This is a genomic window from Kitasatospora paranensis (assembly GCF_039544005.1).
Taxonomy (GTDB): domain Bacteria; phylum Actinomycetota; class Actinomycetes; order Streptomycetales; family Streptomycetaceae; genus Kitasatospora; species Kitasatospora paranensis.
The window spans coordinates 3,013,646-3,036,553 of sequence record NZ_BAABKV010000001.1 but is presented as its reverse complement, the minus strand read 5'-3'; the positions used below and the strand labels follow the sequence as shown (position 1 = coordinate 3,036,553).

18 protein-coding genes, 3 tRNA genes and 4 pseudogenes are annotated in these 22,908 nt (G+C 74.7%); 18 read left to right on the top strand and 7 right to left on the bottom strand.

The window, feature by feature from the left end:
* Nucleotides 1–15: 15 nt before the first annotated feature.
* The 17 genes from ABEB13_RS14850 to ABEB13_RS14770 all read left to right on the top strand — a co-directional run bounded on the left by ABEB13_RS14850 (nucleotide 16) and on the right by ABEB13_RS14770 (nucleotide 18,160).
* Nucleotides 16–1,104, top strand: a complete 1,089-nt coding sequence (locus tag ABEB13_RS14850) for a hypothetical protein (protein WP_345705902.1) — start codon at nucleotides 16–18, stop codon at nucleotides 1,102–1,104.
* A gap of 50 nt (nucleotides 1,105–1,154) precedes the next feature.
* Nucleotides 1,155–1,850, top strand: coding sequence for a LytR C-terminal domain-containing protein (locus ABEB13_RS14845; protein WP_345705901.1), 696 nt, complete (start codon nucleotides 1,155–1,157; stop codon nucleotides 1,848–1,850).
* 124 nt (nucleotides 1,851–1,974) lie between these two features.
* Nucleotides 1,975–2,412, top strand: coding sequence for a ribosome silencing factor (rsfS, locus tag ABEB13_RS14840; protein WP_345705900.1), 438 nt, complete (start codon nucleotides 1,975–1,977; stop codon nucleotides 2,410–2,412).
* Entirely contained in the window at nucleotides 2,409–3,056 is a 648-nt protein-coding gene (locus ABEB13_RS14835) for a histidine phosphatase family protein (protein WP_345709670.1), read from the top strand. The genes rsfS and ABEB13_RS14835 overlap by 4 nt, the downstream gene beginning before the upstream one ends.
* 111 nt (nucleotides 3,057–3,167) lie before the next feature.
* Nucleotides 3,168–3,240 (top strand) — tRNA-Ala (locus ABEB13_RS14830).
* 35 nt (nucleotides 3,241–3,275) lie between these two features.
* A tRNA-Ala gene (locus ABEB13_RS14825) sits at nucleotides 3,276–3,348 on the top strand.
* Nucleotides 3,349–3,580: 232 nt separating this feature from the next.
* The gene (locus ABEB13_RS14820) at nucleotides 3,581–4,531 is read left to right on the top strand and encodes a hypothetical protein (protein WP_345705899.1); all 951 of its coding nucleotides are present in this window, start codon (nucleotides 3,581–3,583) and stop codon (nucleotides 4,529–4,531) included.
* Between the two features lie 3 nt (nucleotides 4,532–4,534).
* Nucleotides 4,535–6,256, top strand: a complete 1,722-nt coding sequence (locus ABEB13_RS14815) for a M16 family metallopeptidase (RefSeq protein ID WP_345705898.1) — start codon at nucleotides 4,535–4,537, stop codon at nucleotides 6,254–6,256.
* Nucleotides 6,257–6,325: 69 nt separating this feature from the next.
* Nucleotides 6,326–6,398 (top strand) — tRNA-Ala (locus ABEB13_RS14810).
* 96 nt (nucleotides 6,399–6,494) lie between these two features.
* Nucleotides 6,495–7,841 carry an NsdA family TPR-like regulatory protein gene (locus ABEB13_RS14805; protein ID WP_345705897.1) on the top strand — a complete coding sequence of 449 codons (1,347 nt, stop codon included), beginning with the start codon at nucleotides 6,495–6,497 and terminating at the stop codon, nucleotides 7,839–7,841.
* Nucleotides 7,842–8,082: 241 nt separating this feature from the next.
* On the top strand, nucleotides 8,083–10,968 hold the full coding sequence (leuS, locus tag ABEB13_RS14800) for a leucine--tRNA ligase (RefSeq protein ID WP_345705896.1): 2,886 nt from the start codon (nucleotides 8,083–8,085) through the stop codon (nucleotides 10,966–10,968).
* Between the two features lie 76 nt (nucleotides 10,969–11,044).
* Nucleotides 11,045–11,383 carry a hypothetical protein gene (locus tag ABEB13_RS14795; RefSeq protein WP_345705895.1) on the top strand — a complete coding sequence of 113 codons (339 nt, stop codon included), beginning with the start codon at nucleotides 11,045–11,047 and terminating at the stop codon, nucleotides 11,381–11,383.
* Between the two features lie 37 nt (nucleotides 11,384–11,420).
* The gene (locus ABEB13_RS14790) at nucleotides 11,421–11,669 is read left to right on the top strand and encodes a hypothetical protein (protein WP_345705894.1); all 249 of its coding nucleotides are present in this window, start codon (nucleotides 11,421–11,423) and stop codon (nucleotides 11,667–11,669) included.
* A gap of 462 nt (nucleotides 11,670–12,131) precedes the next feature.
* Nucleotides 12,132–12,950, top strand: coding sequence for a hypothetical protein (locus ABEB13_RS14785; protein WP_345705893.1), 819 nt, complete (start codon nucleotides 12,132–12,134; stop codon nucleotides 12,948–12,950).
* A gap of 159 nt (nucleotides 12,951–13,109) precedes the next feature.
* Nucleotides 13,110–13,955, top strand: a complete 846-nt coding sequence (locus tag ABEB13_RS14780) for a DegV family protein (RefSeq protein ID WP_345705892.1) — start codon at nucleotides 13,110–13,112, stop codon at nucleotides 13,953–13,955.
* A gap of 701 nt (nucleotides 13,956–14,656) precedes the next feature.
* The gene (locus ABEB13_RS14775; protein ID WP_345705891.1) at nucleotides 14,657–15,289 is read left to right on the top strand and encodes a ComEA family DNA-binding protein; all 633 of its coding nucleotides are present in this window, start codon (nucleotides 14,657–14,659) and stop codon (nucleotides 15,287–15,289) included.
* 108 nt (nucleotides 15,290–15,397) lie between these two features.
* The gene (locus tag ABEB13_RS14770; protein ID WP_345705890.1) at nucleotides 15,398–18,160 is read left to right on the top strand and encodes a ComEC/Rec2 family competence protein; all 2,763 of its coding nucleotides are present in this window, start codon (nucleotides 15,398–15,400) and stop codon (nucleotides 18,158–18,160) included.
* 211 nt (nucleotides 18,161–18,371) lie between these two features.
* Here the strand turns inward: ABEB13_RS14770 and ABEB13_RS14765 are convergent.
* From ABEB13_RS14765 to ABEB13_RS14755, 3 genes and pseudogenes are all read right to left on the bottom strand, one after another.
* Nucleotides 18,372–18,746, bottom strand: a pseudogene (locus ABEB13_RS14765) (MmyB family transcriptional regulator); the annotation flags it as partial.
* Nucleotides 18,747–18,890: 144 nt separating this feature from the next.
* Nucleotides 18,891–18,947: pseudogene (locus tag ABEB13_RS14760) on the bottom strand (hypothetical protein); the annotation flags it as partial.
* Between the two features lie 319 nt (nucleotides 18,948–19,266).
* The gene (locus tag ABEB13_RS14755; RefSeq protein ID WP_345705889.1) at nucleotides 19,267–19,530 is read right to left on the bottom strand and encodes a hypothetical protein; all 264 of its coding nucleotides are present in this window, start codon (nucleotides 19,528–19,530) and stop codon (nucleotides 19,267–19,269) included.
* Nucleotides 19,531–19,648: 118 nt separating this feature from the next.
* On the opposite strand from ABEB13_RS14755, the pseudogene holA reads away from it, so the two are divergent.
* Nucleotides 19,649–20,643, top strand: a pseudogene (holA, locus tag ABEB13_RS14750) (DNA polymerase III subunit delta).
* Nucleotides 20,644–20,712: 69 nt separating this feature from the next.
* Here holA and ABEB13_RS14745 read toward each other — a convergent pair.
* The 4 genes and pseudogenes from ABEB13_RS14745 to ABEB13_RS14730 form a co-directional block, all read right to left on the bottom strand.
* Nucleotides 20,713–21,537: a hypothetical protein gene (locus ABEB13_RS14745; protein ID WP_345705888.1), complete on the bottom strand. Its 825-nt coding sequence runs from the start codon at nucleotides 21,535–21,537 to the stop codon at nucleotides 20,713–20,715.
* Between the two features lie 411 nt (nucleotides 21,538–21,948).
* A complete protein-coding gene (gene rpsT, locus ABEB13_RS14740) occupies nucleotides 21,949–22,209 on the bottom strand; it encodes a 30S ribosomal protein S20 (RefSeq protein WP_100890302.1) in 261 nt (86 codons plus the stop codon).
* A gap of 236 nt (nucleotides 22,210–22,445) precedes the next feature.
* Complete coding sequence (locus ABEB13_RS14735) at nucleotides 22,446–22,601, bottom strand: hypothetical protein (protein WP_345710007.1); 156 nt, start codon at nucleotides 22,599–22,601, stop codon at nucleotides 22,446–22,448.
* A 14-nt stretch (nucleotides 22,602–22,615) separates the two neighbouring features.
* Nucleotides 22,616–22,771 (bottom strand): annotated as a pseudogene (locus ABEB13_RS14730) (antibiotic biosynthesis monooxygenase family protein); the annotation flags it as partial.
* Nucleotides 22,772–22,908 lie beyond the last annotated feature (137 nt).

Genomic DNA, 22,908 nt, shown 5'->3' with positions numbered 1-22,908 from the left:
CCCGGGAGGGACGGCGTGACCGGAACGGCAGACCGCGGAGTGCCCGACGACGGCTACGAGGGCTACGACGGATACGGACAGCAGGGGTACCCCCAGCAGGGCTACTACCAGCAGCCCGGCCACCCGCAGGACCCGTACGGCCAAGGCGGCCAGGCCTACCCGCAGCAGGCCTACCAGCCCCAGGCCCACCCGCAGGAGGCGTACCCCCGGGAGCCGTACCGGCAGGAGGCCTGGCCGCAGGACCCGTACGGCGGCGGCGGGCAGGGCCATCCGCAGCAGGGGTACGTGCAGCACGGCTACTACCAGCAGCCCGGCCACCCGCAGGACCCGTACGGCCAGGGCGGCCAGGGCGGCCAGGGCGGCCGGCCGCAGGAGTACCAGCCCCAGGAGTACCAGCAGCAGGCCTACGTCCAGGACCCGTACCGGCAGCAGCCGGTGCCCCAGGCCGTGCCGCAGCAGCCGGTGCCGCAGCCCGTGCCGCAGCGGCCGGTGCAGCAGGCCGCGGCCGCGCCGCCGGCCCCGCCGCGCCAGCGCACCGCCCCGACCGCTGCGCCCGCCCGCCCCGCCGGGCCGGCCGGCGGCGCGCACCCGGACACCGACGACTCTTACGCCACCGGCGAGTTCACCTTCGTCGACGAGGCCGCGGAGGAGTCCGAGGACGTCATCGACTGGCTGAAGTTCGCCGAGTCGCGCAGCGAGGTGCGGGCCGAGCGCCGCCGCCGGCTGCGCAACCGGCTGCTCGCGGTCGCTGTCGTCCTCGTCCTCGCGGCCGGCGGCACCGGCGGCTACCTGTGGTGGAGCGGCAGGCTCGGCGGCGGCCCCTCGGCCGCGGCCGCGGCGGGCGGCCGCCAGGTCAACGTCGTCCACCTGCGCGACCTGCAGGGCAAGGTGACCACAGCGCTGCTCGTCGACGACGCCTCCGGGCGGAAGGCCACCGTCCTGCTGCTCCCGGACACCCTCAGGCTGCCCGCCTCCGGGGACGCCGCGTCGCCCACGGTCGGCACCGGCCTGGACAGCCTCGGCCCCTCCGGCACCCGGGACGGCCTGGCCACCGTGCTCGGCGCCCCCGTCGCGGGCACCTGGCGGCTGGACACCCCTACCTGACGCTGCTGGTCGCCCAGCTCGGCGGCATCACGGTCGACACCGACGCCGAGGTGCACAGCACCGACGGCAAGGTCACCGTCACCGCCGGCAAGGGCACGCAGTTGAACGGCCAGGCGGCCGCCCTCTACGCCACCTACCAGGCACCGGGCGAGGGCCGCGACGCGCAGCTCGCCCGGTTCGGCCAGGTGATGGCCGCGGTGATCCACGCGATGCCGGCCAACCTCACCGACGCCACCGACGACGTCCGCCGGATGAACGCGGTGCTCGACCCCTCGCTGCCGGAGAAGGCGCTCGGCGGCGTCCTCGCCGGCCTCGCCCAGCGGGCGAAGGACGGCCACCTGGACGTTCAGACGCTGAAGGCCAAGGCCGACGGCACGCTCGACCAGGCGACCGCGGGCCAGCAGGTCAAGACCGTCCTCGGCGGCACGGTGCACTCGGCGACCTCGGCCGCCACCACGCCCCGGGTCTCGGTGGTGAACGCCTCCGGCAACGAGAAGCTCGCCGCGGCCGTCGAGGTGCAGGTGACCAACGCCGGTCTGGAGGCCGTCCCGAGCTCGACCAAGTCCGGCCCCGTCCAGGCGGCCAGTGAGATCCGCTACACCGACGACGCCCGGGCGGACGCCGCCAAGTCGCTGGCCGTCACCCTCGGTCTGAAGCCCGAGGCGGTCAAGAAGGTCTCCGACCCGCAGAACGTCGACCTCGTGGTCGTCGTCGGCAAGGACTTCCCGGCCCAGCAGACCCCCTAGCGGCTGCCGCGGCACCCTCCCCGGACGACAGAACGCCCCGGGCCCCCGGAAACCCAGCCGGGGGCCCGGGGCGTTCGTGAGATCCTGGGGGAGAAGACCCATGCAATCGAGCCGGAAGTACGACGTGACTGCCACTGACCGTAGCCAGGAACTCCTCGACGTCGCCGCCCAGGCGGCGGCCGACAAGCTGGCCCACGACATCATCGCCTTCGACGTGAGCGAGGTGCTGTCGATCACCGACGCCTTCCTCATCGCGTCGGCGGCCAACGACCGCCAGGTGCGGGCCATCGCCGAAGAGATCGAGGACCAGCTGCGCGAGAAGCTGGACGTCAAGCCGGTGCGCCGGGAGGGCGAGCGGGAGGGCCGCTGGATCCTGCTGGACTACCTCGACATCGTCGTGCACGTCCAGCACTCCGAGGAGCGCTCCTTCTACTCCCTCGACCGGCTCTGGAAGGACTGCCCCGAGCTGCCGCTCCCGGCCGACGCCGTGGCGACCCGCAACCGCCCCGAGGGTGCCGTGACCGACGCTGCGGGCAACGCGACCGCCGGGGGCGAGAGCTGAGCCGCGCCGCGCGGGGGCCGCGCATCGTCTTCTGGCGGCACGGGCAGACGTCCTGGAACCTCGAGTCGAGGTTCCAGGGCACCACCGACATCCCGCTCACCGACCAGGGTGTCTTCCAGGCCCAGCGGGCCGCCCGGCTGCTGGGCGGGCTCCGGCCCGACCTGCTGGTCTCCTCCGACCTCCAGCGGGCCGCCCGGACGGCGGCCGAGCTGGCGATGGTGACCGGCCTGCAGGTGCACCACCACGAGGGCCTGCGCGAGACGTACGCGGGCGAGTGGCAGGGCCTGACCAACGCCGAGATCCGCGCCCGCTACCCCGAGGAGTTCGAGGCCTGGGCGCAGGGGCAGCCCGTCCGCCGCGGCGGCGGCGAGCTCGCCACCGAGGTCGCCGACCGCGCCGTGCCGGTGGTGCTGGACGCGGTGGAGAAGCTGCCGGAGGACGGCACCCTCGTGGTGGTCAGCCACGGCGGCACCATCCGCACCATGATCGGACGCCTGCTGGACCTCGACCCGGCCCTGTGGGAGCGGTTCGGCGGCCTGTCGAACTGCTGCTGGTCGGTGCTCGGTCAGGGCGTCCGCGGCTGGCGGCTGCTGGAGCACAACGCGGGCACGCTGCCGCAGCCGGTCATCGGCGACGAGACGTGACGGCGGCCCGGGAGGCGATTTCGCAGTTCCGGGCCTGACCGGCTAGAGTCTTCCTCGTTCGCAGCGAAGGAGCGCGGGGCCGGAAACGGCAGGCGGGATTCCTGGGACTGCGGGGCTATAGCTCAGTTGGTAGAGCGCTTGCATGGCATGCAAGAGGTCTGGGGTTCGATTCCCCATAGCTCCACTCCGCACCGGAGGCCCTCGGGTCGATCGTGTCGCGGGGCTATAGCTCAGTTGGTAGAGCGCTTGCATGGCATGCAAGAGGTCTGGGGTTCGATTCCCCATAGCTCCACAGCAGTTAGAAGGCCGCCGTCCCGACCGGGACGGCGGCCTTCGTCGTTCCGCGGACCTCCGCGGCCCCGCCGGGCCCGGCCCGCGGAGGGGCAGAGGGGCAGGACCGGCATCCGGAGCGACGTCCTCCGTAAAGCTTTTCCCAAGGGCCCGCCGAGTTGCCCGGATCTGCGCCGTTTCCGCTGATCAAGCGCGCTCCCCGCACTCCCGGACCGCGCCTACCATCAGCCACCATGAGCACCGCCTCCTCCGCCTCGGCCGTGGTCTTCGACCCGGCGGCGGCGATCCCGGAACTCGCCGCCGCCCGGCAGGCCGCCCAGCGCGGCGACTGGCCGGCCGTCGCCGGACTGTTCGCCGCCTGCCCCGAGGAGTACGGGCTGCTCGTCCTCGCCGACGAGGTCGCCAAGACCCACGGCATCGAGGCGCTGCTCGGCCAGGTCCTGGCGCACCGGCCGGGCGATCCGCTCGCCACCTGCCTGCTGGCCGACCACCACATCCACCTCGGCTGGCAGGCCCGCACCTCCCGGTCCGCCAAGGACGTGACCCCGGAGGGCTGGCGGGCCTTCCGCCACCACCTCAACCTGGCCGAGCAGCTGCTCATCGGGGCGGTCGCCCGCGACCGCGGCAACGCGCTGGCCTGGGTCCTGCGGCTGACGGTCTCCCGGGGCCTGTCCCTCGGCACCAGCGAGACCCGCCGCCGCCACCGCGCGCTGACGCGCGTGGCCCCGCACCACTACGCGGGCCGCCGCGGTCTGCTCCAGCAACTGCTGCCCAAGTGGGGCGGCAGCTGGGAGGACGCCCACGCGTTCGCCGTGGAGGGCCTGCACACCGCACCGGCCGGCAGCCTGGCCGGGGCCGTCGTCGCCACCTACCACGTCGAACGGATGCTGGCGATCACCCAGGCCGACCGCGCCGCCTACGCCCAGCGGGCGGACGTCCGCGGCGAACTCGCCGCAGCGGCCGCCGCCTCCGTTCTGCACCCCACCTGCCGGGCCCGCTACGGCCTCATCACGGCCCACAGCACGTTCGCCATGCTGGCCGCCACCGGAGGCCACTGGACGGCCGCCAAGGCCCACTTCGAGGCCATGGGCCCGTACGGCAGCACCGATCCCTGGGACATGCTCCCCGGCGACGCCGAGCGGCACTTCCTGACCACCCGGCGCGACGCCGTCCAGAAGGGCTGAGCCGTGATCCACCACTTCGAGGTCGACGGCGTCCCCGCGCTGTACGCGCCCCGGGCCGGCCGGCTCTCGGCCGGGCTGGTCTTCCGGGTCGGCCGGGCCGACGAGACGCTGCCGGGCGCAGGCATCACGCACCTCGTCGAACACCTCGCCCTGCACCGCAGCGGCGTCCAGGTGCACCGCTTCAACGGCGCCACCGGGCTGCTCCACACCCACTTCCACCTGGAGGGCGGCGAGCAGGACGTCCGGTCCTTCCTGCTGAGCGTCTGCCAGTCCCTGACGGCACTGCCGATGGACCGGCTGGAGACCGAGAAGGCGATCCTGCGCACCGAGGAGTCCGGCCGGGGCGCCGGCGCGGGCGAGGCCATGGGCCTGTGGCGGTACGGCGCGCAGGGCCACGGGCTGGTCAGCTACCCCGAGTGGGGCGTGCCCGGACTCCACCCGCAGACCGTCCAGCAGTGGGCCGACACCTGGTTCACCCGGGAGAACGCCGCCCTGTGGATCGCCGGCGAGCAGGTGCCCGCCGACCTGCGCCTGCCGCTGCGCCCGGGCCGGCGGATGCCGCTGCCCGCCCCGACGTCCGCGCTGCCGCAGACCCCCGCCTACTTCGACGCCGGCCAGGGCCAGGTCCTGTTCGACACCGTGCTCCCGCGCACCGCCGCGGCCGAGCTCTACACCGCCTGCCTGGACCGCGAACTCTTCCAGGACCTCCGCCAGGAGGGCGGCTACTCCTACACGGTCGGCGCCGACCACACCCACCGCGGGGACGGCATGCTCACCGTCACCGCCCTCGCCGACGCCCTCCCCGAACAGCAGGCCGCGGCCCTCGGCGGCTTCGTCGACGTGCTCGCCCGCCTCGCCGAGACCGGCGTCGCCCCGGAGGGCTTCGAGGCGCTCCGCCGGCGCGCCGACGAGGCGTACGCCGCTCCGGCAATCGACGCCGAACGGCTCCCGGGCTGCGCCGCCGACCTGCTGAGCGGGCTGCCGGTGCGCACCGGCGACGAACTGCGCGCCGAACTCCGGTCGGTGGCCCCGGCCGACGTCCACGCCGTCGCCCAACAGGCCCTCGGCGGCGGCCTGTTGCGGGTGCCCGCCGGGCGCCGGGCGGACTGGGCGGGCTACCGGGCCGCGCCCACCACCTCCGCGGCGGCGGTCTACGGCACCAGCCACCGCTCGGTCCAGGCCGGCGGCCCGGAGCTGGTGATCGCCCGCGACGGCGTCAGCCTGGTCGACGGCACCGAGGCGGCGACCGTCCGCTACGACGCCTGCGCCGCGGTGCTCGCCTGGCCCGACGGCGGCCGCAGGCTGATCGGCACCGACGGCATCACCGTCCAGATCGAGCCCGCCTGCCACCTCCTGGACACCTACAGTCTGGCGGTGGTCGACGGCGCCGTGCCCCCGCACCTGTTCGTCGCGATGCCGCCGCGCCAGCCGCCCGCCCCGTACGCCTCGGGCGCGCCGTCCGCGGCCGGCCCGCGGGCCGCGGCCCGGGCGGCCGACGAGGAGGCGAAGCCCGGGATCGGACGGCGGATCCTCGGCGTCCTCCAGACCACGGTCGCGGTCGTCTGGGGCCTGCTCGTCCTGATGGCCGGCCTCGGCGCGATCGGCGACGACAGCTACGGAGCGGACTACTGGATCTTCATCGGCTTCCTGGCCGCCTGCGAAGCAGCCCTGGTGTACGCCATCGTGCGGCGCCGCAAGCGGTGGCGGGCGGCCCGCGGGAACTGATTAGGGAGCACCCCGGCGACCGTGTAAAGTGGTCGATGTCGCCGGGGAGACCACCGGGGGCCGCAGCAAGGGGCTATAGCTCAGTTGGTAGAGCGCTTGCATGGCATGCAAGAGGTCTGGGGTTCGATTCCCCATAGCTCCACAGGAAGTGACAGGCCGTCCCCGTTCCCGGGGGCGGCCTTTCGCGTGGGGCGACCGGCCTACCGCCGTGCGCGCCGGGGCCGCTACCGTCGTTCCCATGGCCGACCTGGTGCGCAAGCGCAACGAGGAGCTCGCCCGGATACTCCACCAGCTCGGGTGGAGCCCCGAGCGGCTGGCCCGCGAGGTGAACACCGCCCTCCCGCCGGGCCTCGCGATCAGCTCCACCGCCCCGTACAAGTGGCGCGACCGCGGCATGGTCCCGCGCGCCCCGCACGACCAGGCCGTCTGCGAGGTGCTCGGCCGCGCCGTCGGCATCGCCGTCACCTACGAGCAGCTCTGGGGACGGATGGGCAGCGGACGCGGCGCCAAGATCCTCTCGCCCCGGCTGCTCACCGACCCGTGGACGGCCGACACCGCGCAGACCGCGCTCCGCGAGGCCGGCGCCGACGTCGCACCCGTCCGGCTCACCGACCTGTTCCGCGGCGACGAACTCGAACAGGCGGCCCGGCACTGGGCCTCCCCGCCACCCGAGGTCACCGGCGGCGCCGGGGCCCTGCGCATCGCCCCCGACCAGCTCGCCGACCTGCGGCTGTCCTACGACAGCAAACAGCGCCTCGAACGGGCCTACGGCGGCGGGCTCATCCTCGACCCGGCCCGGGCCGAACTCGCCCTGGTCGGCAAGCTGCTGGAGCTCGGCGCGTACGACGAGCGGCTCGGCCGCGAACTGTACGGCGCGGCCGGCCGGCTGGCCCGCCTGGTCGGCCGCGCCAACTACGACATGGGCAACGACGCCGCCGCGCAGCGCGCCTTCGTCGCCGCGCTGCGCGCCGCCCACGTCTCCGGCGACCCGCGCCTCGGCGTCAGCGTGGTCGGCTGCCTGGCCGTCCAGGCCACCGACAACTCGGTCGGCCGCGGCCTCGACCCGGTCGCCATGCTCTCCACCGCGCTGCGCGCCGCCGACGAGGTGCTGACCCCGCACGAGCGGGCCCTGCAGCTCGGCCGGATCGCTCGCGCGCACGGCCGCAAGGGCGAGCAGTTCAGCGCCGAGGCCGTCGCCGAGCGGGCGTTCCAGGCGCTCGCCGAGCAGCCGGAGGCCACCGCCGTCCACGCCGACCTGGCCGGGCTGGTGGGGGAGGCCCACCTGTTCCTCGGCGACTACGAGCGGGCCCGCCGGCTGCTCGACGAGGCCGTCACCGCGCTGCCGCCCGAGCGGGCCCGCGGCCGGGTGCTGCTGATGGTCCGACTGGCCGAGGCGTACCGCTGCACCGGCGACCGGGAGGAGGCGGCCCGCACCGCCGACGAGGCGCGGCTGCTCGCCGCAGGCATGCAGTCCGCGCGGGTCGCCCGCGCCCTGCGGGCCTTCGACGCCGCGGCCCGCGGCGGCCCGGGCGGAGCTCCCGCGGGCGACCCGGCCGACGACGGACCGGCCGCCCCCGCCGGCTGACCGGTCGCGTCCGCGCCACCCGGCGGCCCCACCGCCAAAACATCCGCCGGGCGGCGCGGGACCGTGCGGTACCCTGAGCCCATGCGAACCGTGCGCCTGCTCCTTAGCCGGCCGCGCTGACCAGAACCGGCTCGAACGCCGGAGTCGGCGTGGCGTCCCCTCCTGCGAGGGGTTTTTTGCTTTCCGGACGTGTTTGTACGGCGCTGGTTCGCAGCCTGATGACGATGGAGCCCGAAGGACCATGAGCGAGACGACGACCCCTGCTTCCGGCGCGGCCGAGGCCGCTTCCGAGCCCTTCCGCTACGGCGCCGCGCTGGCGGCCGAGATCGAGTCCCGCTGGCAGGACCTGTGGGAGAAGGAGGGGACGTTCGACGCCCCCAACCCGGTCGGCCCGCTGGCCGACGCCTCGGCCGGCGACGTCGCCGCGAAGCCGCACAGCTTCATCATGGACATGTTCCCGTACCCGTCCGGTGCGGGCCTGCACGTCGGCCACCCGCTGGGCTACATCGCCACCGACGTGTACGCCCGCTACCAGCGGATGACCGGCCACAACGTGCTGCACACCCTGGGCTACGACGCCTTCGGCCTGCCCGCCGAGCAGCACGCCGTCGCCACCGGCGAGCACCCCCGGATCACCACCGAGGCGGCCATCGCCAACATGCGCCGCCAGCTGCGCCGGCTGGGCCTGGGCCACGACTCGCGGCGCTCGATCGCCACGATCGACCCCGAGTACTACCGCTGGACCCAGTGGATCTTCCTGCAGATCTTCAACTCCTGGTACGACCAGGAGGCCGGCCGCGCCCGTCCGATCGCCGAGCTGGTCGCGCAGTTCGCCGCCGGTGAGCGCGAGGTGCCCGGCGGCCGCGCCTGGTCCGAGCTGTCCGCCGTCGAGCGCGACGAGGTGCTGGGCGAGTACCGGCTGGCCTACGCCAAGGAGGTGCCGGTCAACTGGTGCCCCGGCCTGGGCACCGTGCTGGCCAACGAGGAGGTCACCGCGGACGGCCGCTCCGAGCGCGGCAACTTCCCGGTGTTCAAGTCCAAGCTGCGCCAGTGGATGATGCGGATCACCGCCTACTCCGACCGCCTGATCGCCGACCTGGACCTGCTGGACTGGCCCGAGGCCATCAAGCTGCAGCAGCGCAACTGGATCGGCCGCAGCGAGGGCGCCCGCGTCGACTTCGCCGTCCCCGGCGGCGAGGCGATCACCGTCTTCACCACCCGCCCGGACACCCTGTTCGGCGCCACCTACATGGTGCTGGCGCCCGAGCACGCCCTGGTCGACACGATCGTTCCGGCCGCCTGGCCCGACGGGGTGCCCGCCGACTGGACGGGTGGCGCCGCCACCCCGGCCGAGGCCGTCGCCGCCTACCGTGCCGAGGCCGCCGCCAAGTCCGACGTCGAGCGCCAGGTCGACGCCAAGATCAAGACCGGTGTGTTCACCGGCGCCCACGCGACCAACCCGGTCAGCGGCGAGCAGGTGCCGGTCTTCATCGCCGACTACGTACTGATGGGCTACGGCACCGGCGCCATCATGGCCGTGCCCGCCCACGACCACCGCGACTTCGCCTTCGCCCGCGCCTTCGGCCTGCCGATCCGCTGTGTCGTCGAGCCGACCGACGGCCGCGGCGAGGACACCTCCGGCTGGGACGATGCGTTCGCCTCCTACGACGCGGCGATCGTCAACTCCGCGCACGGCGACCTGTCCCTGAACGGCCTGGGCGTCGTCGAGGCCAAGGCCCGCGTCACCGACTGGCTGGCCGCCCGCGGCATCGGCGAGGGCACCGTCAACTACCGCCTGCGCGACTGGCTGTTCAGCCGCCAGCGGTACTGGGGCGAGCCCTTCCCGATCGTCTACGACGAGGACGGCGCGATGCACGCGCTGCCCGAGTCGATGCTGCCGGTCGAGGTCCCCGAGGTCGAGGACTACTCGCCGCACACCTACGACCCGAACGACGCCGCCTCCACCCCGAAGACCCCGCTGTCGCGCAACGAGGACTGGGTCACCGTCGAGCTGGACCTGGGCGACGGGCCGAAGAAGTACCGCCGCGAGACCAACACCATGCCCAACTGGGCGGGTTCGTGCTGGTACGAGCTGCGCTACATCGACCCGGCCGACGCCGCGAAGATCGTCGACCCGGCCAACGAGGCCTACTGGATGGGCCCGACGGCCGACAAGCCGGCCGGCGGCGTCGACCTGTACGTCGGCGGCGCCGAGCACGCGGTGCTGCACCTGCTGTACGCGCGCTTCTGGCACAAGGTGCTGTTCGACCTGGGCCACGTCTCCTCGGTCGAGCCGTTCCACAAGCTGTTCAACCAGGGCATGATCACCGCCGACGTGTACCGCGACGAGCGGGGATTCCCGGTGCCCGCCGCCGAGGTCGAAGAGGTCGACGGCGGCTACGTCTGGAACGGCGAGGCGGTCAAGCGCGAGGCCGGCAAGATGGGCAAGTCCCTGAAGAACGCCGTCGCCCCGGACGAGATCGCCGACGAGTACGGCGCCGACACGCTGCGCCTGTACGAGATGTCGATGGGCCCGCTGGACGTCTCCCGCCCGTGGGACACCCGCGCCGTCGTCGGCTCGTACCGCTTCCTGCAGCGCCTGTGGCGCAACGTCGTCTCGGAGACCACCGGCGAACTGGTCGTCACCGACGACGAGCCGGACGAGGCGACCCTGCGCGCGCTGCACAAGGCGATCGACGGCATCCGCGGCGACATGGCCGGCCTGCGCTTCAACACGGCCGTCGCCAAGGCGATCGAACTGAACAACTTCCTGGTCAAGCGCGGCTCCACGCCGCGCTCCGTGGCCGAGCAGATCGTCCTGCTGGTCGCCCCGCTGGCCCCGCACGTCGCCGAGGAGCTGTGGCAGCGCCTGGGCCACCGCGAGTCGCTGGCCTTCGCCGACTACCCGGTCGCCGACCCCGCGTACGTGGTCGACGAGTCGGTCACCTGCGTCGTCCAGATCAAGGGCAAGGTCAAGGCCCGCCTGGAGGTGCCGCCGACCATCACCGACGCCGACCTGGAGGCGCTGGCGCTGGCCGACCCGGCCGTCGTCGCCGCCATCGGTGACGCCGCCGTCCGCAAGGTCATCGCGCGCGCGCCGAAGCTGGTGAACATCGTCACCGGCTGACACTCCGTCACATGCTGCGGCCGGGCGCTCCCTTCGGGGAGGGCCCGGCCGCGGTCGTCGGTCGAGGAGGCCGGTGATGTCCTACGATCTGCACGTCGCGTTGCGCAGCCTGGACGGGGCGCCGTTCGACGGTGCGTACGTGACCGGGATTCTCGGGCTCGGGCAGCCCACCGCGGGCGGCTGGTGGAGACTGGAGCATCCCGGCGGCCGTACGTATCTGGTCGACGTCAGCGCCGATCCCGTGGACTCCCGTCACGTGGGGGCCGAATGGGCGGTTCGCGGGGACGAGTGGGAGGCCGTCGTGGTCGACCGCGACGTGTGGCTCAACGTCTCCCGGGCGTGCAGCCCGACGGGCCGCCGGTGGAACTCTGGATCGGCCTGTGGGAGCCGTCCTGGGCGAGGCACTGGAACGTGAAGCCGGACCCGTCGGGGCCGGAGCGCTGCGACACCCTGTGGGCCGCAGCCGGGCTGTCCGCGAGCGTCCCGCAGGCATCGGTGCCCCCGGGCCCTCGCTCGCCGCCAACCGGTCCGACGACGAGCCGCGGAAGCCCTACCGGCACTACGCCGAAGTTCCGGCAGTCCGGGCGGAGTCCGTCCTGGCCCAGTTGCTCGACGCGCTCGAACGCGAGCCGTTCGGTGTCGAGTTCGTCGCCGTCCAGGACAGCCGGGTGTGCGCCTACTGGCGCGAGATGATCTGCTGACGGCCCCGACCGGCAAGCACGGGCCAACAGGACGAGGCCCCGCCGCCCGCCGTCTGCCGTCTGCCGCCCGCCGTCTGCCGCCGGCCGTCTGCCGCCCGCTGCTCGGGGCAGCGACCTCCGTGACCCGGTACTCCGGCCCGGACGCGTCGCCGAGCCGCCCGCCCGGTGTCGACGCCTCCGGGTGGCCGGGGCTGCACAGTCGGTCGTCGTCCCGCCGTGGAGGGGACACGCATCCCGTACCGGACGGGGCCGCGCCCTGTGGGCCTGCCCGGGGGAGCCGCCCGGGGGTGTCCCTGACCCGGGCCCCGAGGTTTCCCTGATCTCTCCGGGAAGGGCGCCCCGAGCGGTCCGCATCGGGCCGTCCGGCGGCTACGGTGGAACTCCGGGCGGTACCGGGACCGCGGGCGGCGGACAGCTGCGCCGCGGTCGGCCCGGGTGGACACCGTGAAAGGTGGGGTCGGGATGGAAGCGCTCGGAGTGGTGGTCGTTCTGGTGCTGCTCTTCGGGGCCGCCGCGCTGGCCATGGTCGTGGTCGGTGCCGTCAAGGCCGGCCGGGCGGTCGCCGCCAAGGTCGAACGGCACGAGGCCAACGCCCGGCGCGCCGTCGAGAACGCCGGTCTGCGGGCCAGGACGTTCACCAAGCCCGGCTCCCAGGGGCGGCTGGCCGCCGTCCGGCTGTCGCTGCGGACGTCGCTCGACGCCACCCGGCAGGTCCTGGAGGCGGGCCTCGCCCAGGACGGCCAGCTCGCCGAGTCCCTCCAGCTGCTCGGCCGCCTCGACGCCCACGCCGCCGAACTCGACCGCGAACTGCGCATCCTGGAGCGCGAACCCGACGCCGGCCGCCTCACCGCCAAGCTCCCCGAGCTGCGCGAGCGCGCCGAGCGGATCACGCACTCCGCCGAGACCATGCGCTGGGCCGCGCAGGACCGGATGCGGCGCTTCGCCGACGACGAACTGGTGCGGCTCAGCCGGGACTGCGAGAACGAGGCCGGCGCGCTGCGGCACTGGGACCGGGTCGCCGGGACCGCGGCAGGCGGGGTGGGATCGGGCGAGGCGGGATCGGGCGGGGCGGGATCGGGCGGCGCGGGCTCCGGCGGGGCCGGATCCGCGGGGCCGGGTTCCGGGGGTACGGGCACGGGTGCGACGCCGGTCGACGCGCGGCCGGGGCTGACGGGCGGGCGGCGGCTGAGCGCCGAGGACGTCCTCGGGCTGGCCGAGCCGCTGAACCGCCTCGCCGACCGGCTGCGCAAGCCGAACACGGGCGGCTCGTCGGCGGGCTGACCGGCCCACGGCTTCCGGGGCACACCTGCGGGGGCTCCCGCGGGGCTTCTGCGGGGCGGGTGTGCGGGACGGGTGCGCCGGACGGTTCCGCGGAGTGCGGCGCGGACGCGGGCGGGCGTGCGCTGTCATCTGCGCCGGTCCCGGAGTAACCTCCGGCTCATGCCCGGGCACCTCGCACTCGTCACCGATTCCACGGCCTACCTGCCGCAGGACGCCGTCGACCGCCACCGGATCGAGGTCGTACCGCTCAGCGTGGCCGTCGGCGACGACGTCCTGGACGAGGGTGTGGAGATCTCACCGAAGGACGTCGCCGAGGCGCTCCGTGCCAAGCGCCGGGTCACCACCTCCCGGCCCGGCCCGGAGACCTTCGCCGCCGCCTACCGGGCCGCCGCCGAGAACGGGGCCTCCGCCGTGGTGTCGGTCCATCTGTCGGCCGAGCTGTCCGGCACGTTCGAGGCCGCGAGGATGGCCGCCGCGGACGCCGACATCCCGGTCGAGGTGGTGGACAGCAGACTGGTCGGCATGGCCCTCGGCTACTGCGTCCTGACGGCCGCACAGGCCGCAGAGGAGGGCATGGGCGCGGCGGAGACGGCCGAGGCCGTCCGCCGCCGGTCCGCGTCGACCAGCGGTTTCTTCTACGTCGACACGCTGGAGCACCTGCGGCGCGGCGGCCGGATCGGCGCGGCGCGGGCCCTGCTCGGCTCGGCCCTCGCGGTGAAGCCCCTGCTGCATCTCGCGGGCGGCCGCATCGAACCCCTGGAGAAGGTCCGCACGGCCTCGCGGGCGATCGCCCGGCTGGAGGAGATCGCGGTCGAGCAGGCCGGCGGCGCCGAGGTGGACATCGCGGTGCACCACCTCGCCGCCGCGGAGCGTGCCGAGCCGCTGGCGGAGCGCCTGCGCGAGCGCGTCCCCGGCCTGCGCGACCTGTACGTGGGCGAGGTCGGCGCGGTCATCGGCGCGCACGTGGGCCCCGGTCTGCTCGCGGTCGTGGTCTCGCCCTGCTGAACCGGTGCGGACCGGTGCGGACCGGGGCGGATGAGCCGGGCGGATGAGTCCTTGCGGATGAGCCCGTGCGCATGAACCGGGGTGGAGCGGTCGTTGCGCGCGGGCGCGGTAAACCTGGGGCCAGCGCACTTCACTCCTGCGAGTGACTTGAGTTATCCACAGGCCCGGGTTGTCCACAGGAACGCGACGGGGCCTGGGTGCGGCTCCGGAAGCTCCGTACCGTCCTCGGCATGAGGACGATCTTCCTGGGCGCCACGCGGCGCCGAGAGACCACCGAGACCGTGCGGCGTCGGCTGTCGACGCTCTTCTCCACTGCCCTCCGGGGCGGTGCGCCGGGGGACGGCGGCCCCGGCTCGACCGGCCCGCCCACGGGCCCGCACACCGGCCTGCCCATCGACACACCCGGCCACCGGTCGGCCTCCGGACCTCTGGCACCCGACCGGCCGCGGTCGTCGGCCGATCCCGTACCGGAGACGGGCGCCCTGTGGCCGGTCGACCCGACGAGCCGCGGCCGGCCCAGACGCGGCAGACCCGTGCGCGACGGCCCGGTGCGCGACGGTCCCGTACGCGATCGTCCTGTCCGGGACGGACCTGCGCACGACGCCCCCGTACGGGGTGATCCGATCGGCGACGGTGCGCCACCCGCGGGGGCCGACGGCCCGGCTGCGGGCGGGGGCCAGGGTGGGGTCGGGCCGGATCCGGTGACCCAGGCCCGTCGGGCGGCGTTCGCGCTCCCCGCCTCGCTGATACTCGACCGCAGGGCCGCCCTCGGCCTGGCCGCCCTGTTGCTGCTCGCCGTCGGGTACGCGGTTCAGCACTTCTGGCTGAGCCGTCCGGAGGCGGTGGCTGTTCCGGCGGCGACGGCCACCGGCAGCGCGGTCCCGAGCCCGACGCACGGCCCGTCCGGTCTGCCGGGGGCACCTGCGCCCACTGTCGTGGTGGACGTGGCGGGCAAGGTCGGGCACCCGGGCCTGCGCACCCTGCCGACCGGTTCGCGAGTCGCGGACGCGCTCCGGGCGGCCGGCGGGGCGCTTCCGGGCGTCGACACCGACGGCCTCAACCTCGCCCGGGTCCTCAACGACGGCGAGCAGATCCTGGTCGGCGCCCCGCAGGGGCAGGGCGGAGCGGGCAGCGCACCCGCAGGGCTGATCAGCCTCAACCAGGCCACCGTCGAGCAGTTGGACACCCTGCCCGGGGTCGGCCCCACCCTCGCCCAGCGCATCGTCCAGTACCGCACCCAGCACGGCCCGTTCCGGTCCGTCGACCAGCTCCGTGAGGTTTCCGGATTCGGCGAAAGAAAGTTCGCCGACATCAAGGGGCTGCTGACGCTCTGAGGGGTTGCTGACGCTCTGAGCGCTGCGGTGCCACCACCTTCCCCGGTCCGTTCCGGTCCCCATGCCCCCTGCCCTCACCCGGGCTCTGCTCCGAGAGGAGGCACCACCATGACGCGCCCCGGCGCCCGGCTGCCGGGCGCCCAGGCCGACCGTCCCTGCCGCGGCCCCGGGCACCCGCCCGAGGCCGCGGCAGGACCGTCCGCCGGTCCGCCGTCGGCCAGCAGGCCGGCCGCGGACCTGAGACTCCTCCTGCCGGCGCTCGCCGCCTGGGCGGCCACCTCCGCCGTCCTCGGCGTCGAGCCGCGCCACCACCCGTGGCTGCTCGCCGCCGCAGCCGTCCTCGCCGTTCCCGCGCCGGTCGTGCTGCTGCGCCGACGCGTCCGTACGGCACGGATCCACCCGGCCACGCCGCTGCTCGCGGCCGTCCTACTGACCGTTGCCGCCGCGACGGCCACCACCGTCCTGCACACCGCAGACCTCCACCGCGGACCCATCCCCGAGCTGGCCCGCCTCCCGGCGACCCCCGTCACGTCACCCGAGCCCGTCACGTCACCCGAGCCCGTCACCCCGGCGGCCCCACCCACCCCGGACTCCGCGTCGGCAGCCCCCAACACCGAGGCGGCGAGCTCCGGCACCCCGGCGGCCGTGCTCGACGCCACCGCCGCGCGGGCCGAGCTCTCCGTCGACCTCACCGTCACGGGGGATCCGCGGACGACCGCCGGCCGGGCCGGCACCACCACGCCGGGCCAGGACGTACTGACCCTCGACGCCGTGGTGGACCGCGTGCAACTACCCGGCCGACCCGACCACGCCCCATCCGCCCCGGGCGGGTCCGTCATCCGTACCCACACCCCCGTGACCGTGCTCGTGCGGGCCCGGGACATCCCCGCCTGGCAGCAGCTGATCCCGTCCGTCCGCGTCGCGGCCGACGTGCTGGTCGGCCCGCCCGGCGACCACGACCAGGAGAGCGCCGCCCTGCTCACGGCCCATGGCCCGCCCCGGCTGCTGGCCCGGGCCGGAGCCGCGCAGCGCCTGGCGGCCCGGCTGCGCACCGGCCTGCGAAGAGCCTGCGATCATCTGCCGGGCGACACCCGCGGCCTGCTCCCCGGCCTGGTCGTCGGCGACACCTCGCGACTGCCCGCAGACCTGCGCGAAGCGTTCCGCGCCACCGACCTCGGACACCTCACCGCGGTCAGCGGCGCCAATCTGGCCGTGGTCCTCGCTCTGCTGCTGGGCTCGCCCCGCCGCGAATCCGTCCACCGCACCGCGCGCGGCGGACTGGCCGGGCTGCTGGGTCTGCCGCTGCGGACGACCGCGGTCGCCGGTACCTGCCTCACCCTCGCCTTCGTCACCGTCTGCCGCCCCGACCCGAGCGTCCTGCGCGCCGCCGCCACCGGCCTCATCGGGCTGGTGGCACTGGCCACCGGCCGGCCGCGCCAAGGCCTCCCGGTCCTCTCCGCCGCCGTCCTGCTGCTGATCCTGGCCGACCCGTTCCTGGCCCGGTCGTACGGGTTCCTGCTGTCCACCCTGGCCACCGGCGGGCTGTTCGTCCTTGCCCCGCGCTGGTCGGACGTCCTGCGCGGCCGCGGCTGGCCGGGCCACCTGGCGACCGCGGTCGCCGCGACCGCTGCGGCCCAGGCCTGCTGCGCACCCGTCACGATCCTGCTCGCACCCCGGGTGAGCCTGGTGGCCGTTCCCTGCAACCTCCTGGCGGAGGCGGCCGTCGCCCCGGCCACCCTGCTCGGCTTCGCCGCGCTCGTCGTCGAGCCGCTCGCACCCGGCCTCGCCCGGGCGATCGCCGACCTCGCAGCCCTGCCCGCGGGCTGGCTGGTCACCGTGGCCCGGCACGGGGCCGAGCTGCCGGGCGCCCAGTTCGGCTGGCCCGCCGGCCCGGCCGGCGCGGCCCTGCTCGCCGTCACCACGCTGGCGGTCTGCGCAGCCGCGCCCGCGGTCCTCGCCGCGGGCCGTGCCGTCCCGACCCGGGTCAGAGCCGCGCTGATCGTGGTCGTGGCACTGGTGCTCGCCACCGCGCTGCTGCGCCCGCCCGTGCTCGTCAGGCTCGCCACCGGCTGGCCGCCGCCGGGCTGGCGCTTCGTCCTGTGCGACGTCGGCCAGGGCGACATGGCGGTCCTGCCGACCGGTCCCGGGACGGCGGTCGTGGTGGACAGCGGCCCCGACCCGGGTGCGGCGGACACCTGCCTCCGCTCCCTCGGCATCACCCGCATCCCGCTGCTGATCCTCAGCCACTTCCACGCCGACCACGTCGAGGGCCTCCCAGGAGTCCTCCACGACCGGAGCGTGGGAGCCGTGGAGGTGACGACCCTCGGAACCCCGGCGACCGAGCAGGCCCGCGTCCTGCACTGGGCGGTGTCCGCGGGCGTCCCGGTCCTGCCCGCCGTGCCCGGCGAGCACCGGACGGCGGGCCCGACCCTGGCCTGGGACGTGCTGTGGCCGGACGGCCCGCTGGGCCCGGCCACGCCCGGCGCCAACAACGCCAGCATCGCGCTGCTGGTCACCCTCGCCGGCCCGGCCGGGCCGCTGCGCCTCGCCCTCCTCGGGGATCTCGAACCGCCCGCCCAGGCTGCCCTGTTGCACCACGGACGTGCGCCCGGCCGGGTGGACGTGCTCAAGGTCGCGCACCACGGCTCCGCGAACCAGGACTGGGCCCTGACCGAGGAGCTGCACCCGCGCCTCGCCCTGATCTCCTGCGGAGCCGACAACCCGTACGGGCATCCGGCCCCGCGCACCGTGGACCGTCTGCGGGCGCTCGGGGCGTCCGTGCTGAGGACGGACCGGTCCGGCGACCTCGCCGTCCTGGGCGGCGGCCCCGGACTGGCCGTGGCGACCCACCTGTCCGGCAGACGGCCGTGAGGCGGCTCCACCCGGCGTCGCGCTCCCCGTCAGCCGCGGCTTCCGGGCCCGTCTGCGGTTGTGCCCGCAGCCGTGCCCGCGGTCGTGTCCGCGAAGCGTTCGGTGCCGACGACACGGAGCAGCTCCAGGTGTCCGGTGGCGGCCGATCCCGGGGAGGAGTGAAGAGCAGCAGGCGCTGGTCCTCGGTCGGCGTCAGCAGGGTCTCGCAGTCCAGGGTGATCGGGCCGACGACCGGGTGGTCCACGCACATCCGGCTGGTGCGCCGGACGGCCACCTCGTGGAGGTCCCAGAGGCGGGCGAACTCCTCGCTGGCGGCGCGGATCCGGGCGACCAGGGCCGCGGCCGACGGGTCGTCGGCCCGCCGGGCCACGGCCGCACGCAGGTCCGCGACGTGGACGCGGCTCCAGTGGTCGCGCTCCTCCGAAGGGTAGGCCTGACGCACCGTCGGGTCGGCGAACCACCGCCACACGACGTTGCGCTCGTCCACGCGCAGCGAGCAGACGCTGCCGAAGAGCGCGGTCGCCATGGCGTTCTGCGCGAGCAGGTCGCCGAGGTCGCTGAGGATCTGGGCGGGGGTCCCGGTCAGCCGGTCGAGGAGGTGCAGCAGGGCCGGCCGGATGTACTCGCCGGCATGCCGCCCGGCGGGCGGGCGGTGGCCGGCCAGCAGATGGAGGTGGTCACGTTCGTCCTCGGACAGGCGCAGCGCGCGGGCCAGCGAACCGAGCATCTGGAGGGACGGCTGCGGGCCGCGGGCCTGTTCGAGCCGGATGTAGTAGTCGGCGGACATCCCGGCCAGCTGGACCACCTCCTCGCGCCGCAGGCCGGGGTGCGGCGTCGGCTGCCGCCCGCCAACCCGACATCCTGCGGGGTCAGGCGCTCACGGGAGCGACGGAGGAAGTCGGCGAGTTCTCGGCGGTCCATGGCCATGAGCCCCATCATCGGCCCGCGGCCCGCCGCGCAACCAGGGTTTGCCGGTACCACCCAGCTCCGGCCCGCCGCCCCGCCCGTGGCACCTTCTCTGCCAGGGCGGCTGCTCGGGCCTACCCTCGGCCGCTCAGTCCTCTTTGCCCAGTCCTGTTCGCTCGCTCCCCCTCGGTCCTCCTCGCTCAGTCCTCCTCGCGCCAGCCGTCCTGAGCGCTCGCCACCGCGTCGAGTTCGGCCAGCAGCGCGGCCGTCCAGCCGCCGGTCTCGGGTGCCTCCAGCACGATGAGCCACTGGACGTCCTCGGCGTCGTCCTCCCCGGCCAGGGCGTCCCTGACCAGCTCGGGCGCCTCCAGGTCGGGGAAGCGGACGGACAGCTCCTCCAGGGCGTCCTCGGCGGCGTCGCGATCGGGCAGGACGAGCAGTTGGCGGGTGCGGTTCTCGGTCACGGCACCATTCTCCGGACGCCGCCGCCGACGGTCTCCCCGGGGTGTCACCGACCGCGGGCGCGGGGTGTCCCCGGGCGTCGGCCCACGGTGTCACCGGCCCGTGCGATCCTGGTACGCGATGGCCAGGAAGAGTGCACCCGACGACCTGCTCGCCCCGCTGACCCTCGCGGTCGGCCAGGAGGAGCTGCTGCTCGACCGCGCAGTCGCCGAGGTGGTTGCGGCGGCCCGGGCCGCCGACCCCGACACCGATGTCCGCGACCTTCCCCCGGGGGTCTCCAGCCCGGCGGCCTCGCCGAGTTGACCACCCCGTCGCTGTTCGCCGAGCGCAAGGTGATCGTCGTGCGGGCGGCGCAGGACTTGGGTGCGGACTCCGTGAAGGAGGTCAAGGCCTACATCGAGGCGCCGGCCGAGGAGGTCATCCTGATCCTCGTGCATGCGGGCGCCGCCAAGGGCAAGGGCCTGCTGGACGCGGCGAAGAAGGCCGGGGCCCGCGAGGTGCAGTGCGCCAAGCTGACGAAGAGCAGCGACAAACTGGCGTTCGTCCGCAACGAGTTCCGCCGGCTCGGCCGGGCGGCCGCCCCCGAGGCCTGCCAGGCACTGCTGGACTCCCTCGGCAGCGACCTTCGGGAGCTGGCCGCCGCGTGCAGCCAGCTCACCGCCGACATCGAGGGCACCATCGACGAGGCCGCCGTGGCCCGCTACTACAGCGGCCGCGCCGAGGCGACCGGCTTCGAGGTCGCCGACCTCGCCGTCACGGGCCGGGCGGCCGAGGCACTGGAGCGGCTGCGGTGGGCGCTCGCGGTGGGCCAGCCGCCCACCGGCATCACCTACGCGCTGGCCTCCGGCGTCCGCAGCATCGGCCGGCTGGCATCGGCCGGCCGCTCGATGCGGCCGGCCGACCTCGCCCGCGAACTGGGCATGCCGCCGTGGAAGGTCGACCGGGTCCGTCAGCAGATGCGCGGCTGGACGGGCGACGGCGTGGCCGCTGCCCTCACCGCCGTCGCCGCGGCCGACGCCGCCGTCAAGGGCGGCTCCGACGACCCGGCGTACGCCCTGGAACGGGCCGTGGTGGCCGTGGCCCGCGCGTCCCGTTCCGGCGCCCGTCCCTACTGACGGCCCTCGAGGGCCGTTCGGGCGGACCTGCCATGATTCGGGCGGACCCGCCGTGGTCGGGAGCCGCGATCAGGATCCGCCGAGGGCCTTCAGTACGTCCCGGCTGTCGATGAGCAGGGCCTGTCGGATCTGCTCGCGGTCCGGCGGGGAGGTCTTGCCGTCCTGGAAGGAGCCCGACCAGCTCAGGTAGTACGTGAGGCCGCGGTCGCGGACGTAGAGCACCTGGGTGATGTAGTGCCAGCTGGAGTCGGAGGTGCTCGGGTCGTCGAGGTAGCCGACGTAGGCCTCCTGCCCGAGGTCGGGCACGGAGCTGATCTGGTAGCGGCGCTGTTCGAGCCCGGCGCGCTGCGCCTCGAACTCCGGCTTCGGGTTCACCGCCTTGTGCAGCTGTGCCTCCACGTAGAGGGAGACGTAGTCGCTGTCGGCGCCGGTCTTCTTCAGGTACTGGCTGCAGTACATGTCGTCCAGGGCCGGATGCCGGGTCGAGTAGTGGTAGGGCCGGCCGGACTGGGTGGGGTACAGCTGGTTGAAGGTCGCGACCCGCGCCGTGCTGCACAGGTCGTCGACCAGCCGGTAGGGGCCGGTGCCGGGCGCCGGGTCGCCGGTCGCCACCAGCCGCGGGACGGTCAGCACCGCCGCCGCCCACACCGCTGACGCGACCAGGACGCCGCCGACACCCCACAGCACACCGCGGGAGCGCCGCCGCCCGCGCGAGGCGGTTTGCTCACCGCCCTGCCCGGCGTACGGCCCGCCGCCGGGCCCACCACCCTGCCCGGAGAACGGCTCGGGCGATCGGACCTGCGTCGGCGTGTATGCACCGCCCCCGGCACCGGCGTAGTGCGGCGGGACACCCTGCGGCGTCGACGCCTGCGGCGGCAGTGGTGGTGTCGACATGGGGGCTCCCGGTCGGCCGTCCGGCGGTGTGGTCGCACCGAACCATACCGGTGAACAGGCGAATGCAGAGGGTCACCGTTCGTCCACCCCGCGCGTCCGGGTGACCCCGCGCAGCGCCCGCCGCCGCAAGTGCCCACGGCCGCAAACGCCGACTGCCCGCCCGGTGGAGACCGGACGGGCAGCGGGCGAGCCGGCTGTCACCAGACGGTTCGCGATGGTTCAGAGGTACCGCACCCGCGTGGCGAACGCAGGCCGCGTGCGGTACGGAGTCGTGCGCCTCGGGCTCCGGGTAGAGGGCCGGTGCTGGTCCGAGGAGGTGGTCGGTGCGGGCGGGTAGAGGGCCGCGGTCGCGCCGTCCGGTCCGGGCGGGGCCCGGGAGTGTCACTGCGTGCAGTGACCCACAGGAGTGCGTCAGGCGGCGTTGACGAGCTTGGTGATCGCCGACTTCTTGTTCGCAGCCTGGTTCTTGTGGATGACGCCCTTGCTGGCGGCCTTGTCGAGGGCCTTGGCGGCCGTGCGGGCCAGCGCGGTGGCCTTCTCGGTCTCGCCGGCGGCAGCGGCCTCGCGGGCCTTGCGGATGGCGGTCTTCAGCGAGGACTTGACGGCCTTGTTGCGCAGGCGCGCCTTCTCGTTGGTCTTGTTGCGCTTGATCTGGGACTTGATGTTCGCCACGAAGGAGCCTCAGTCTGTGTCATCGGTGCTGATGGATTGCGTCGCACCGCCGGAGGCGGCGCGGTGGTTCCGGGCGTGCTGAGAGGGCATGCCGAAGCCAGTTGCAGCGCCCCACGCTACCAGGGCCGCCATCCCGCACCCAAACCGGCGCACGCGATCCGGAGTACGCGAGGCCGCGCCGCCCACCGGCTCCGCCCACCCGCGCCACCCGCCGGCTCCGCCCACCCGCCCGCTCCTCACCCCTCTGCGGCCGCCGGGGGAGCGGTGAGCACCGGCTCGCCGTAGTGCTCGACGGCCGGGAACGGGTCGTAGAAGTGGTGCAGGAGCTCCCGCCACCGCAGGTACTCGGGGAGCGGCGGAAGCCCTCGGTGTGGTCGGCGAGCGTCTCCCACTCCACCTGCAGCAGGAACCGCGAGCCGAGCCCCTCGTCCAGGCATCGCCGCAGCTCCAGGCCGCGGAACCCGCGCTGGACGGCGATCAGCTCCCGGGCCGTGCCGAAGGCGGCGAGGAAGGCCTCCTCCTGGCCGGGGCGGACGTCCAGCAGTGCGCTCTCAAGGATCATGCGACCGTATCCTGCCCGGCCCCGGGCGCCGGCCGGAAGAGCTGCCCGGCAGGGCGCCCCGCGCTCGTGGGAGGATGGGGTGAGCCATATCGATCGGACGAGACCGTCCGGTCCCCGGGAAGCCGGTCAGCGATGAC

What these genes read in the sequence shown, in the direction of transcription:
- ABEB13_RS14820 (WP_345705899.1), top strand. Translation starts at nt 3,581, where the DNA reads ATGAGCACCGCCTCCTCCGCCTCGGCCGTGGTCTTCGACCCGGCGGCG.
- ABEB13_RS14805 (WP_345705897.1), top strand. Translation starts at nt 6,495, where the DNA reads ATGGCCGACCTGGTGCGCAAGCGCAACGAGGAGCTCGCCCGGATACTC.
- leuS (WP_345705896.1), top strand. Translation starts at nt 8,083, where the DNA reads ATGAGCGAGACGACGACCCCTGCTTCCGGCGCGGCCGAGGCCGCTTCC.
- ABEB13_RS14795 (WP_345705895.1), top strand. Translation starts at nt 11,045, where the DNA reads ATGTCCTACGATCTGCACGTCGCGTTGCGCAGCCTGGACGGGGCGCCG.
- ABEB13_RS14785 (WP_345705893.1), top strand. Translation starts at nt 12,132, where the DNA reads ATGGAAGCGCTCGGAGTGGTGGTCGTTCTGGTGCTGCTCTTCGGGGCC.
- ABEB13_RS14780 (WP_345705892.1), top strand. Translation starts at nt 13,110, where the DNA reads ATGCCCGGGCACCTCGCACTCGTCACCGATTCCACGGCCTACCTGCCG.
- ABEB13_RS14770 (WP_345705890.1), top strand. Translation starts at nt 15,398, where the DNA reads ATGACGCGCCCCGGCGCCCGGCTGCCGGGCGCCCAGGCCGACCGTCCC.
- ABEB13_RS14745 (WP_345705888.1), bottom strand. Translation starts at nt 21,537, where the DNA reads ATGTCGACACCACCACTGCCGCCGCAGGCGTCGACGCCGCAGGGTGTC.